Genomic DNA, 13354 nt, shown 5'->3' with positions numbered 1-13354 from the left:
TGCTCATTCGGCGGGGGATAGCACTCCGCTACGATAGACGGGAAGCCCGGTTGCGAGGCGCTCCTCCGGCTTCTTGCGGGTGAAAGCGAGCATCAGGCCCATGGCGAAGGCGATGGCGAGCATCGAGGTGCCGCCATACGAGACGAACGGCAGCGTCATGCCCTTGGGCGGAATGAGGTTGAGGTTCACCGCCAGGTTGATCGAGCACTGCAGCCCGAACTGGATGGCGAGGGTCGATGCGGCGAGGCGCGCGAACAGGCTCGACTGCTGCTGCGCCCCGATCAGCGCCTTGACCACGATGAAGCCGATCAGCGTCACGAGGCCGAGGCAGAACAGGATGCCGAACTCGCCGGCGGCGGCCGAGAACACGTAGTCGGCATGGGCGTCGGGGATCACTTTCTTTGCCAGCGATTCACCCGGGCCGCGGCCGAACCAGCCGCCCTCGAGCAGCGAGTTCAGCGCCTTGTCGACCTGGTAGGTGTTGCCGCCCTCGGGATTGACGAAGCTGTCGATACGCTTGGCGAAATGCGGGAAGAACATGTAGGCGGCGAATAGCAGCCCCACCCCCGCGGCGCCCAGCCCGAAGATCACGAACCATGAAATGCCGGAGAGGAAGAGCAGCACGCCCCAGGTGGCGAGGATCAGAGCCGTCTGCCCGATATCGGGCTGCAGCAGCAGGCCCGCGACGATCGTCAGCATCACGCCGGTCGCCATGAGGCGCGCCGGCACGCCGGGCCGCTTCATGCTCTCCGAGAACAGCCATGCCCCGATGACCGCAAAGGCCGGCTTCACGAATTCGGACGGCTGCACGGTATTGCCAGCAACCGACACCCAGCGCTTGGCGCCCTTGACCTCGACGCCGAACTTTAGCGTCAGCCAGAGGAGGATGATCGAAACCACCAGCACACCGAGCGCGGCGATCCGCGCCGCGCGATGCGGCAGCAGCGATGTCGCGATCATCACCGGAACGGCAAGCGCCGCAAAGATCGCCTGACGGATGATGAAATGCCACGGACCGAGGCCGAGGCGCTCGGCCACCGGCGGGCTCGCTGCGAAGCTCAGCAGCACGCCGACCAGCAGGAGCAGGATCAATCCCGCAAGCAATGACTTGTCGATCGTCCACCACCACTCGGCGATGGGGGTCTTACGCTCGCGTGAAAACATGTCCCGACGCCGCCCTCACCCGGACAGCCTCCCGTACGCACAACTAGATGCAAATTGTAGCGTCGGCTTGGTTACCAAGTTCGGAACGGATTCGCGTTTTGCGAGTCGGAGCGGCTAGCGCAGCTTCAGCGAGCTCAGCCCGATCAGCGCCAGCACGAAGCTGATGATCCAGAAGCGGATCACGACCTGGCTTTCGGTCCAGCCCATCATTTCGAAATGGTGGTGGATCGGGGCCATCTTGAAGACTCGCTTGCCGGTGAGCTTGAACGAGACCACCTGGACGATCACGGAGACGGCTTCGAGGACGAACAGGCCACCGATGATGGCGAGGACGATCTCGTGCTTGGTGGCGACCGCAATGGTGCCGAGCGCACCGCCAAGGGCAAGTGAGCCGGTATCGCCCATGAAGATCTGGGCAGGCGGGGCGTTGAACCAGAGGAAGCCGAGGCCGGCGCCGATCAGGGCGCCGCAGACTACCGAGAGTTCGGCGGTTCCGGGCACCGGATTGAGGAACAGGTATTCCGAGAAGGTGGCCGAGCCGACGAGATAGGCGATAAGGCCGAAGCAGGCGGCGGCGACCATCACCGGGACGATGGCAAGGCCATCGAGCCCGTCGGTGAGGTTCACCGAGTTGCCGGCGGCAACGACGACGAAGGCGCCGAAGAGGACGAAGAACCAGCCGAGGTTGACCGCGAGACCCTTTACGAACGGGAAGAACAGCGAGGTCGAGGTAGCGGGATCGCCGAGAACGGAGATGAAGTAGCAGGCCACGGCGCCGATGATGGCTTCGAGGATCAGCCGCTGCCGGCCGGAGAAGCCGGCATGCGACATGCGCTTTACCTTGAGGTAATCGTCGTAAAGGCCGATGGCGCCGAACGAAACCGTGACGCCGAGCACCACCCAGACATAGCCGTTGGAGAGGTTCGACCAGAGCAAGATCGAGATCACTGTCGCCGACAGGATCATCAATCCGCCCATCGTGGGCGTGCCCTTCTTGGTCAGCAGGTGACCGGCGGGGCCGTCCTCGCGGATCGGCTGGCCCTTGCCCTGGCGGATGCGCAACGCCGAAATCATGCCGGGGCCGAACAGGAACACGAAGAACAGCGCGGTCATCACCGCGCCCGCCGTCCTGAAAGTGATGTAACGGAACACATTGAAGGCGGCGAGGCTATCGCCCAACTGCCCGAGGAAATACAGCATCCTGTCGGTGTCCCACCCGTCGCCTAGGCGTTCTGGAAGCGCTCGCGGATCTTCTGCACCAACGGTGCAAGCCGGACGCCTTTCGACCCTTTGACCATAACTGCGTCGCCATAGGCAAGCGCGGAGAGAACGGTATCGGTGATCTCCTCCGCGGTTGGCATATGCGTCACACCGGGGATATCGCGGTCGCTCTCGGCGCGATGGCGCAACTCATCGGCGAGCGCGCGCATCGCCGAGCCGACGAGGAAAATCTGCTTGGCGCCGGTCTTGAGCACGGCGCTAGCGAGGCCGGCGTGGAGTTGCGGGCCCTGCGGCCCCATCTCCAGCATGTCGCCGAGAACCAGGACCTTCCGGCCATCAGGCGCCCTGACACCGGCGTAGAGTTCCATGGCTGCAGTCATCGAGGCGACGTTGGCGTTGTAGCTTTCATCGACGAGCAGCAACGGCTTGGCATCGGGCCCCAGGCGAAGGGTCAGGCCCCTGCCCTCCGGCGCGCCGAACTTGGCCAGGGCTGCGATCGCCTTGCGCGCCCCCTCGCCCGAGAGGTGCGCCACGGCGAGCGCGGCGACCGCGTTGGCCACCATGTGGCGACCGGGCACCTGGAGGTGCAGATTGAAGCGTTCGCCCGCATGGTCCACTTCCGCAAGCGTCGCGCTGGCGCTGCTATCGACCCGGCCGATATGCCAATCGGCGCTGTCGTCGAAGCCGTAGGTGACGATCCGCGACACGCCGGCAGCGCGGGCATGGGCGAAGAGGATATGGAGGTGCTCATGGTCGGCGTTGAGCACTGCGGTGCCCCCCGGCTCGAGCCCCAGGAAGATCTCCGCCTTGGCGACGGCGATATCTCCAACGGAGTTGAAGAACTCGAGATGCGCGGCGGCGACGGTGGTGATTACCGCGATGTGCGGGCGAACCAGCTTCACCAGCGGCGTGATCTCGCCCGGGTGGTTCATGCCGATCTCGAACACGCCGAACTGCGCTTCGCGCGGCATGCGCGCCAGCATCAGCGGCACGCCCCAGTGGTTGTTGAAGCTCTTGATCGAGTAGTGCGTCTCGCCCGAGGCGGCGAGTACGGTGCGGATCGCTTCCTTGGTGGTGGTCTTGCCGGCGCTGCCGGTGACGGCGATGATCTGGCCACGGTTGCGGGCGCGCGCGGCGATGCCGAGTTGCTCCAGCGCCTTCAGCGTATCGAGCACGACGATCAGATTCTTGCCGCCGTGAGCGGCGTGGTAGGCTTCGGAGACCAGCGCCGCGGTGGCGCCGGCTTCCAGCGCCTTGCCGACGAAATCGTGCCCGTCATGGGTATCGCCGCGGATCGCGACGAACAGCGCTTCCGGGGCGATTTCGCGGGAATCGATGGAGATCGAGGAGATCGGGCCGTCCGACAGGCCCTCGGGCCGGCCGCCGGTGGCTTTGACGACCTCGGCGACGGTCCAGAGCGGTCGCATCGGCGCTAGAGTCCTTTCAGCGTCTCCAGCACCACTTCGTGGTCGGAGAAATGGTGCTTGGTGGTGCCGATGATCTGATAGTCCTCATGGCCCTTGCCGGCAATCAGCAGCACGTCGCCGGGCTGCAGACGGCCAATGGCAGTCTCGATGGCCCGGCGGCGATCGCCGACCTCGAGGGCATTGGGCGCCGCCGCCAGTATCTCGGAGCGGACGGTAGCCGCGTCTTCGGTGCGCGGGTTGTCGTCGGTGATGATCACGTCGTCGGCGAGGCGGTGGGCGACGTCGCCCATGATCGGGCGCTTACCCTTGTCGCGATCACCGCCGGCCCCAAAGACGAGGCGGAGCTTCGACTTGGCATATGGGCGGAGTGACTCCAACGCCGTCTCCAGCGCCACGGGCTTGTGCGAATAGTCGACGAAGATGGCGGCGCCGTTATGCTCGGCGACGAGTTCCAGCCGGCCCTTGGCGCCCTTGAGACTTTCCAGCGCTTTCACCGCCCGATCGGCCGGCGCACCGGTGGCGATGGCGAGTGCGAGCGCTACGGCGGCATTGTTGACCTGGAAGGCGCCGGTCAGCGGCAGATAGAAGCTCACCGGCTCGCCGACCATGCGGCCGATGACGCGCTGGCCGTAACCCTCGTTCTTGATCTCGGTGATCTCGAGGAAGGCGCCCTCCTTGCCGACGGTCATCAGCGTGGCCCCGCGATCGAGCGCGGCGAACAGGAACGGCGTGTGCTCGGGGTCGTCGACGTTGACCACCGCCGCGCCGCCTTCGGCGATCAGGTCGGTGAACAGGCGGAGCTTGGCGTTACGGTAGGTGTCCATGTCGCGGTGATAGTCGAGATGGTCGCGGCTGAGATTGGTGAAGGCTACCGCGTTGAAACGGATGCCGTCGACGCGCCGCTGGTCGAGGCCCTGGCTGGAGGCCTCCATGGCGACGTGGCCAATACCTTCGGCGCGCAGCTCGCCGAGATCCCGATGCAGCGACAGCGGGTCCGAGGTGGTGAGTTCACGCGGCCGGATGCCGGCCTTGGTTTCGACGCCGACCGTGCCGAGGCTGGCCGCCTCGATGCCGCAGGCCGTCCAGATCTGGCGCACGAACGAGACGATCGAGGATTTGCCGTTGGTGCCGGTAACAGCAACCGAGATTTCCGGTTGCGGCGCGAACTGTCGCGCTGCGGCCTGGGCGTAGGCGGCGCGCACATCGTCGACCAGCACAACGGGGATACCGGGATCGGCATCCGGCTGCCGGTCACTGATCATCACGCTGGCGCCCCGCCCCACGGCCTGCGCCGCAAAGCCATCGCCATGTACGCGTGTTCCGGGCAGCGCGAAGAACGCCTCGCCCGGGACGATCGCCCGGCTGTCGGCGTTGATGCCTTCAACTTCAAGCGGCGGAATAGAGGGGGCACCGGCCCCCTTGAGCAGGTCTGCGAGCGCGAAGGGCACGTCCACGCCTTCTTCTAGGACTTCAGCGAAGTTCGACTGGGACAAGGTTCGTATCCAACATTTCGCTGAAGTCTGGGCTGATTCCAAGCATCGGTGCAGCCCGCTGTACAATGCGGCCGGTGACTTCACCAGCATTCCAGCCTGCGGTGACGCCGCTCTGGGCGTTTTCCGCGTGCGGCTCATCGACCACGATCACCATCGCGTAGCGCGGGTTGTCGAGGGGAAAGGCCGAGGCGAAGGCGTTGAAGTTGACGTTGGAGGTATAACGGCCGTTGACCACCTTTTCGGCGGTGCCCGTCTTGCCGCCAACCCGATAGCCATTGGCAATCTTGTTCATGCGCGAGCCCGAGCCGCCCGCGCCGATGGCGTTGAGGCGCATCAGGTAGCGGACCTCGGCGCTGGTATGGGGCGAGATCACGCGCTCGTAGAGCTGGCGGGCCTCTGCCTCTGTGCGCTTGTAGATCGTTGGCGGCACCATGTTGCCGTCGTTGACGAAAGCGGCGACCGCGCGCGCCATGTGCAGCGGCGACACGGAGAGGCCGTGGCCGAAGCTCGAGGTCGCGGCGACGATTTCGGAGAACTTCTCCGGCACCTTGGGCTTGCGCATTTCCGGCAGCTCGAACGGCACCGGCTTATCCATGCCGATCTTGCTCAGAAAGGCACGGAAGTCGTCCTTGCCCAGCTGCTGCATGATCTTGATGGTGCCGATGTTGGACGAGTATTTGTAGACTTCCGGCAGCGTCAGGATCCGGTGCTTGCCGTGGAAATCGTCGATGGTGAAGCGGCCGAAGCGCACACCGAAGCGGGCATCGAACTGATCGGTGATCTTCACCTTGCCGCTGTCGAGGGCGCCAGCCAGGGTGATGGTCTTGAAGGTCGAGCCGAGCTCGTAGATGCCGGAGGTGATGCGGTTGAAGCGGTCGTTCTTCACCCCGTTATAGTCCTGGAACAGGGTCGACGGGTTGTTCGGGTCGAAATCCGGCAACGACGCCAGTGCGACGACCTCGCCGGTTTTGACGTCCAGCATCACACCCGCCGCGGCGACGGCCTTGTAGCGGACCAGCGCATCCTGCAACTGCTCGTACATCACGTGCTGCACGCGCAGGTCGATCGACAGGTTCACCGGCGCCAGCTCGTTGCCGCGAGCGAGGCCGATCGACTGCAGCATTGCGAGGCTGTCGTCGTCCATGTGCTTTTCGATGCCCATGGTGCCCTGGTTGTCGATGTTGACGGCACCCAGGATGTGCGACGCCTCCTGCCCCGAAGGGTAGAAGCGCTTGCTCTCGGTGACGAACTCGATGCCCGGGATGCCGAGCTGGAAGATCTTCTCTTCGATCGCCGGAGTGAGCTCGCGCTTCACCCACACGAACCCCTTGTCGCCGGTGAGGCGCTTGCGCAGCCAGTCCTCGTTGAGGTCGGGGAGTACGGTGCGCAGCTTCTGCACCGCCTCTTCGACGTCGATGATACGGCGCGGCTCGGCAAACAGCGACGGCACACGGATATCGACGGCCATCTCTAGGCCATTACGGTCGAGGATGGCCGGGCGGCTGGCGGTGATGACATCGCGGGCCACGCCTTCGATGGTCGAGTCGGTGACGGTGGCGCCGAGCTGGATCAGTCGGCCGCCGACCGTGCCGAAGACCAGCACCAGCGCCACGATGACCCAGCGGATGCGGGCCTTGGTGAGATTGCCGCGCGCCTTCCGCCCGCCGTCGAGCGAGATGGTCTCGGCGCCTTCGGTGATGATCGCCATCTAGTTGGCCTCGATCAGCTGTTCGATCGGGTCGATGCCCGCATCGAGTGAGGAGAGCAGCGCATCGAGCGCCTGCGTGTCGGGAGCGGCGGGCCGCATCGGCAGATTGTCCATCCGGCCGAACTGTTCCTGATTGGTCGGGATCAGCGCCAGCGCTTCCTGGTGGCGGGCGACGATCGGAGCGACGTGCGCCGGCTGGTTCAGGTAGGACCAATCGGCGTTCAGCAGACTGAGATCGCCCTCCTGGCGCTCGATCTTGCGCTCCAGCGCAACCTTGGCGCTGGCGATGTCCTCGACGGAATATTTCAGCGCGTAGACCCCGACCAGCCCCACAAGGCTGGTGCAGACCATCACTGCGTTGAGCATCTTGATCATGCGGCACCTCGAGACATCGGCACGCCTAGCCCGGCGTAGCTCACCGTCCGCGCCGGCGCAGCAGTACGGCTGCCCGAGCGCAGCGTTGCCGAGCGAGAGCGGGGGTTACGGGCGATCTCGGCGGAAGACGCCTTCTGCGCCTTGCCGGCCCGTGCCCAGCGCGGCGCCTCGAGCACCACCTGCGGCAAGTGCCGCGACTGTGTCGGCGCGCCCTTCTCGGGATCGAAGAAGCGCTTGACGATGCGATCTTCCAGCGAATGGAAGGTGACGACGGCAAGCCGGCCGCCTTCGGTCAGCAGCCGCTCGCTGGCGAACAGACCCTCGACCAGTTGGTCGAACTCCCCGTTCACCGCGATGCGGAGCGCCTGGAAACTGCGAGTGGCGGGATGCGCGTCGCCGGGCTTGCGGCCGATGGTCTTTTCGATGAGCCGGGCGAGCTGCGTCGTGGTCGAAATCGGCGCGGTGGCGCGCGCGGCAACAACGGCACTGGCGATGCGGCGCGACTTGCGCTCCTCGCCGAAGGCAAACAGCAGGTTGGCGAGGTCGGCCTCCTCGAGGGTGTTCACCAGATCGGCGGCGGATTCTCCATCGGAGGACATCCGCATATCGAGCGGGCCTTCCTGCATGAACGAGAAGCCGCGCTCGGCCTGATCGAGCTGCATCGACGAGACGCCGATATCGAGCACCACACCGTCCACCGGGCCGCCGGCGAGTTCATCCAGATTGGAAAAGGTGCCGGCGATGAACTTGAATCGACTCGGGAAATCGGCGTTCAGCGCTTCGACGTGCGGGAGCACTGAGGGGTCACGATCGAGTGCGACGACGGAGGCGCCAGCTTCGAGCAGGGCGCGGGAATAGCCCCCTGCTCCGAACGTGCCGTCGAGGATGCGGGCACCCTCCAGCGGCTGCAGCGCTTCGAGCACCTCGGCCAGCAGCACCGGCACATGTGGCGCCTGCTGCTCGCTGCCCTTCGGCTTGCTCATCTTCCGCCCGAACTCCACTCCGGCAAGGCCGGCACGCACAATAAACCCAAAGGGGTATCGGCGCACTTTGCCGAGTTCGGATTAAGATTCTGTTGAGCTTATCCGCCGCGGCGGCGGCGAGTTGTCGCCGCCCTCGTACTGGAACACCTGCTCAAGCGGCGCGCCAAAGGCCCGGGCGATGCGGAAGGCCACTTCGAGCGACGGCGAATAGCGCCCCTGCTCGATCGCGACGATGGTCTGGCGGGTGACGCCGACCTTCTCCGCTAATGCAGCCTGGGTCATCTCGCCAGCGTTGAAGCGCAGCGCGCGGATGGTGTTGGCGATCTGGGGCTGTCCCTTGCCCATGGCGTCAGCCGATCCGGTAGTAGACGAGCCGGGAAGCGGCATCGACCACGCCCGCCAGCATCAAACCGACGAACAGGACATAAACCGCGACGGCCGGTTCATAGCCCCAAGCCAGCGGAAACAGGCTCAGGGCCCCGATGGCCGAAGCGACAACGTACGCGTTCCGCATGCCCTTCAGGCCGACTGCTTTGTCCCGCTCATCCGCCCGCTCGTCCTTGAACTCCTCCCGCCGGGCGATGGAGACAAGGATGGTCATGAGGATCATCGCCGCGATGTTGAACAGCACCACAAACAGGATGGCCCAGAGCAACCGGGCGGCCACCTCGGCGATCGATGTAGCGGGGTCGGTCACCGCCTCGAAGATCACCCAGGCGCCGATAACGACGGCCCCGAGGATATTCACCACGGCTTCCCATTCCTTGTAGCTCATCTCGGCCTCCGGCTTGTTACAACGGTGATGCCTATGTAATGCGAACCTGACATTGTGTCAAGTTTTTCATACATAACGTCGCAAATAGCGGACACCGGTCCGATCAGCGCCATGTAGAGGGGCAAGTGCCAGTTGACCTATAAGCCGGGTTCTGTAGGGCCGGCGCCTCACGGCGCTGACGTGGTGACCATTCATCTTTGACCGGCATTACTGCCGGCCTTATGCAACCAACCCGGATGACAGGCCTCGAAAACCGGCTGGGGCGAACCCCGCGTCATCCCTATTTGGTCTTGCTCCCGGTGGGGTTTGCCGTGCCGTCCCTGTTGCCAGGTCCGCGGTGCGCTCTTACCGCACCCTTTCATCCTTACCCATGCCGAGGCGTGGGCGGTTTGCTTTCTGTGGCACTTTCCCTGGGGTCGCCCCCGGCGGCCGTTAGCCGTCACCGTATTTCGATGGAGCCCGGACTTTCCTCTCCCACGGAAACAGGAGCGGCCACCCGGTCAACTGGCGAGGCGCATATGGGGGGTGGGGCAAGGCCCCGTCAAGCGCGCAGTCAGGCGGCGCGCTTCATGATCTGGTTGTAGGCGTTGTTGATCGCCGCCATGCGGGCGGTCGCCATGTCGATCATTTCCTCGGGCACGCCCTTGGCGATCAGCCGATCGGGATGATGTTCCGCGACGAGGAGTCGATAGACCCGCTTCACCTCGTCCCGCTCGGCGCTCGGCGCGAGACCGAGGACGACATAGGGGTCGGCGCCGCGATCGAACAGCACGTGCTGCGAGGTCAGCTGCTCGAAGCGCGCATCGTCGAAGCCGAAGATGTCGCTGACATTCTTCAGGTAATCGAGCTCGGCCTCGTGGATCAGCCCGTCGGCCGAGGCGATGAAGAACAGGCTGTCGAGCACATGCTCGAGCGTGTCAGGGCTGTCGATGAAGAAGCGGCGGACCTTCCTGGCATAGGCCTCGTAGCCGGCGACGTCCTGCTGGGCGAGCTTGAAGAGCTTGTCGACCTGCTGCTCGATGCCTGACGGAATCTCGACGGTGCGCTGGAACGCGCGCAGTTCCGAGGCCGTCACCACGCCATCCGACACCGCCATCTTGGCCGACAGCGCGATCAGCGCCAGCGTGAACGCGGCGTCGCGCCCGCCCGGCAGCCAGGTGTCGGGATCGAGCGCGTTGATGAATGAGCCGACGATACCGGTCCGCTCCGAAGCCGACCCTACGAAGGCGCTAAGACGCTGCCAGACCGACATATGCCTCTCCGATCTCGGCGCACAATAGCGGCCGAACGGGAAAATAATAGCCGTGAGACATGCGGCGGATTGCATCGTCGGGCCCCCATGGACGTTTCGGCCGCCTTGTGAGGCGGCCGCAGGTTTCAGAAGAAGAAGAACTCGTCGTCCGGCAGCTGCTTCTTCTTTTTGTTGGGGCCCTCATCGAGGTAGAACCCATCCGAATCGTAGTCATCCGAGGTCTGCGACAACAGGCCCTTGCGCTCGAGATAGTCGGCGAGCGAGCCCGAATCCCATTCCTCGAGCTGATCGCCCGTCACGACCTCGTCGTCGCTGAGCGGGAACGGCTCGACAGCGGCGTTCTCCTGCTGCTTCACCTTGTTCTCGTCGAGAATCAGCGGCTTCTCTGCAGCCGGCAGCGACGCTACCTCGGTCGCCTTGGGCCGGGCGCTGCGCGGCAGCGGCATCGGCGGGTTGGCGTCGGCGGGCGCTACGGTCGCGACCTCGGTCGGCGCCTTGATCGGGGTCGTCGGCGAGACCGGCTTCAGCGTGACGGGCTTCTGCGGCGCAGGCGTCACGGCGGCATTGTCGCCGTCCGAAATGTATGAGGGCAGCTTCTTGCCCTTCGCCAGCAGCTTGTCGACCGGATCCTCGGTCGTGACGCTGGCGGTCTCGATCGGATCAGTCGCCGCGGGCTTGGCTGCCGGAAGCTTCAGGGCTGGCTTGGTCGTGGTGGCATCTGCAGCGGTCACGGCAGTCGCCGTGGTGCTGGTCGGGTTGCCGACGACCATGTTCGCGGCAGGCACCGCGAGGATGACGACTAGACCGGCCCAAGCCAGTCCGCCCTTCACCTTGCCATCGAGTTTCATTGGCTGCTGTCCTTCAAACTTGCCCCCGTCCCCACAGCCCGACGGAAGCCAATTAACGTGGCCATTTTGTGGATGGCCGGGGCAGTACCCCAGGATGAACGCTGCCTGAACGGACCTGAACGGACGCTGAACACGTTGTCAGCCCTTGGGTTAGTCGGGGCGATAACCAAGCAGCCGCGCCAGCGCCAGTACCAGGTTGGAGCGGTTCAGCGTAAAGAAGTGGAACTCAGTACTGCCGTTATCGACCAGTTCCAACACCTGCTCCGCGGCGACCGCCGATGCAACCAGCGCATGTGTCTCGGGATCTTCGTCGAGGCCTTCGAATCGATCGGTCAGCCAGTCCGGGATGGAGGCACCGTTCTTGGCCGCAAAGCTGGAGATCTGCTTGAACGAGTGGATCGGTTGGATTCCCGGCACGATCGGCGCGGTGATGCCGGCGGCCTGCGCGCGGTCGATCAGGCGGAAATAGTCGTCGTTGCTGAAGAACATCTGGGTGATGGCGCGGCTGGCACCCGCATCCAGCTTGCGCTTGAGGTTGTCGATCTCGGCGTCCCAGCTCGGGCTTTGCGGATGCTTGTCCGGATAAGCGGCAACCGAGATATCGAATTCACCGATCCGCCGGATGCCCGCGACAAGTTCGGCCGCGTTCTGGTAGCCCTCGGGGTGCGGGACGAACGGCTTGCCGATGCCCTCGGCCGGATCGCCGCGCAGCGCAACGATGCGGGAAATGCCCGCTTCCTGGTAGCCGCGCACCACAGCATCGACCTCATCGCGCGTCGCGCCGACGCAGGTGAGATGCGCCGCGGCGTCGACGCCGGTTTGGGCCTTCACCTCTTTCACCATGCGCAGGGTGCGCTCGCGCGTCGAGCCGCCGGCGCCATAGGTAACCGACACGAACCGCGGATGGAGCGGCGCGAGCTTGTGGATCGAGTCCCAGAACCGCTCTTCCATGACGTCGGTCTTGGGCGGGAAGAACTCGAACGAGACCTGGAATTTCGGCCGCACGTCCGGGCGCATGCGGCTCGGGCGGTCGGTGTAGTCGGTACTCATATGGGTTTGTCCGTCTCGTCGGTGAGCCGCCAGAGGCACACGGTAAGGCCTTCGGTCGGATTGGTGGGTGGGAAGGATTTGAGTTCGCTGACCGCCAGATCGGTGGCGCGCGCCCAGCCGGCCATCTGTGCCTCGCTCAGACCGAGGCGGCGATGCGCGTGGTGGGTGCGGAGAAACTCGAGCCCGTGCGGGGCGAAATCGACGATCAGCATCTCGCCGCCCGGCTTCAGCGCACGACGCGCCTGTGCCAGAACCCGGCCCGGATCATCGAAATAGTGCAGCACCTGGTGGATGACGATGACATCGGCGCGGCCAGCGCTGGCATCGAGATCGGCGATATCGCCGAGCCGCACCTGCGCATGGCCGATCGAGCACTGAGCGAGCTTGGCCCGGGCCACGGCAATCATCTCGCGACTCGCATCGATGCCGATGCCGCGGCGGTAGTGGCCCGCCAGCAGTTCGAGCATCCGGCCGGTGCCTGTGCCCAGATCGATGAGGGTGTCGACCACCCTGCCCTGCATCGCCTGAACGATGGCGGCCTCCACCGCCTCCTCGGGCACATGCAGCGAGCGCAGCAGATCCCAGCTGTCGGCAACCTTGGCGAAATAGGCCGCGGCCTGCTCGGCCTGGTTGAGCCGAACGGACTCGAGGCGCTGGCGGTCACGCAGCCGATCGGCATCCTCGGGCGAAAGCCGGCCGATCAGCCAGCGCGCCAGATCGCCGCCCGGCCCTTCCGGCGCGAGCCCGTAATAGGCCCAGGCGCCTTCGGCATTGCGGGTGATCAAGCCGGCGTCGGCCAGCAGTTTCAGGTGGCGGGAGACGCGCGGCTGGCTCTGGCCGAGGATCTCGGTGAGGTCCTTGACCGATTGCTCACCATCGGCGAGCAATGCCAACAGCCGCAGCCGGGTCGTTTCCCCCGCCGCGCGCAGCACCCCCACCAAGTCCGCCGTGTCGTTCATTCGGCCTCACGAGATATAAAGATATCTTTATATGCGTTGCGCGGCTTGGTCTAGAGGGTCGTTCCCAGCGAAAAACGGCGGCCCTTGCGGACCGCCGTT

At 65.1% G+C, this 13354-nt stretch carries 13 protein-coding genes and 1 other RNA gene; all 14 read right to left on the bottom strand.

Annotation, left to right across the window (positions count from 1 at the left end; all coding sequences use genetic code 11):
- Window positions 1-3 precede the first annotated feature (3 nt).
- The 14 genes from AC1DV8_RS05405 to AC1DV8_RS05340 all read right to left on the bottom strand — a co-directional run bounded on the left by AC1DV8_RS05405 (window position 4) and on the right by AC1DV8_RS05340 (window position 13255).
- Entirely contained in the window at window positions 4-1164 is a 1161-nt protein-coding gene (locus AC1DV8_RS05405; RefSeq protein ID WP_477149026.1) for an FtsW/RodA/SpoVE family cell cycle protein, read from the bottom strand.
- Between the two features lie 114 nt (window positions 1165-1278).
- Entirely contained in the window at window positions 1279-2364 is a 1086-nt protein-coding gene (gene mraY, locus AC1DV8_RS05400; RefSeq protein WP_477149025.1) for a phospho-N-acetylmuramoyl-pentapeptide-transferase, read from the bottom strand.
- 23 nt (window positions 2365-2387) lie between these two features.
- Window positions 2388-3812, bottom strand: a complete 1425-nt coding sequence (locus AC1DV8_RS05395) for a UDP-N-acetylmuramoyl-tripeptide--D-alanyl-D-alanine ligase (RefSeq protein ID WP_477156736.1) — start codon at window positions 3810-3812, stop codon at window positions 2388-2390.
- Between the two features lie 5 nt (window positions 3813-3817).
- Window positions 3818-5305 carry a UDP-N-acetylmuramoyl-L-alanyl-D-glutamate--2,6-diaminopimelate ligase gene (locus AC1DV8_RS05390; protein WP_477156735.1) on the bottom strand — a complete coding sequence of 496 codons (1488 nt, stop codon included), beginning with the start codon at window positions 5303-5305 and terminating at the stop codon, window positions 3818-3820.
- Window positions 5283-7013 carry a peptidoglycan D,D-transpeptidase FtsI family protein gene (locus AC1DV8_RS05385; protein ID WP_477149022.1) on the bottom strand — a complete coding sequence of 577 codons (1731 nt, stop codon included), beginning with the start codon at window positions 7011-7013 and terminating at the stop codon, window positions 5283-5285. The genes AC1DV8_RS05390 and AC1DV8_RS05385 overlap by 23 nt, the downstream gene beginning before the upstream one ends.
- Window positions 7014-7388, bottom strand: coding sequence for a cell division protein FtsL (gene ftsL, locus AC1DV8_RS05380; RefSeq protein WP_477149021.1), 375 nt, complete (start codon window positions 7386-7388; stop codon window positions 7014-7016). It abuts the gene before it with no gap.
- Entirely contained in the window at window positions 7385-8371 is a 987-nt protein-coding gene (gene rsmH, locus AC1DV8_RS05375; RefSeq protein WP_477149020.1) for a 16S rRNA (cytosine(1402)-N(4))-methyltransferase RsmH, read from the bottom strand. Before rsmH ends, ftsL begins: the two co-directional genes overlap by 4 nt.
- 81 nt (window positions 8372-8452) lie before the next feature.
- Window positions 8453-8716: a helix-turn-helix transcriptional regulator gene (locus AC1DV8_RS05370; protein ID WP_477156734.1), complete on the bottom strand. Its 264-nt coding sequence runs from the start codon at window positions 8714-8716 to the stop codon at window positions 8453-8455.
- Window positions 8717-8720: 4 nt separating this feature from the next.
- The gene (locus AC1DV8_RS05365; protein WP_477149018.1) at window positions 8721-9146 is read right to left on the bottom strand and encodes a hypothetical protein; all 426 of its coding nucleotides are present in this window, start codon (window positions 9144-9146) and stop codon (window positions 8721-8723) included.
- Between the two features lie 124 nt (window positions 9147-9270).
- Window positions 9271-9654: RNase P RNA component class A (rnpB, locus tag AC1DV8_RS05360), an RNA gene on the bottom strand.
- Between the two features lie 45 nt (window positions 9655-9699).
- Window positions 9700-10398: a TerB family tellurite resistance protein gene (locus AC1DV8_RS05355; RefSeq protein WP_477149017.1), complete on the bottom strand. Its 699-nt coding sequence runs from the start codon at window positions 10396-10398 to the stop codon at window positions 9700-9702.
- 125 nt (window positions 10399-10523) lie between these two features.
- Window positions 10524-11246 carry a hypothetical protein gene (locus AC1DV8_RS05350; protein ID WP_477156733.1) on the bottom strand — a complete coding sequence of 241 codons (723 nt, stop codon included), beginning with the start codon at window positions 11244-11246 and terminating at the stop codon, window positions 10524-10526.
- Between the two features lie 150 nt (window positions 11247-11396).
- Entirely contained in the window at window positions 11397-12296 is a 900-nt protein-coding gene (metF, locus tag AC1DV8_RS05345) for a methylenetetrahydrofolate reductase [NAD(P)H] (protein WP_477149015.1), read from the bottom strand.
- Window positions 12293-13255 (bottom strand): ArsR/SmtB family transcription factor, encoded by a 963-nt coding sequence (locus AC1DV8_RS05340; RefSeq protein WP_477149014.1) that lies wholly within the window; start codon window positions 13253-13255, stop codon window positions 12293-12295. Before AC1DV8_RS05340 ends, metF begins: the two co-directional genes overlap by 4 nt.
- Between the last annotated feature and the right edge of the window lie 99 nt (window positions 13256-13354).

Source organism: Devosia sp. P3_B2 (assembly GCF_056402875.1).
Note: the sequence above shows the minus strand (reverse complement) of the source record. Positions and strands in the feature narration are given on the sequence as shown.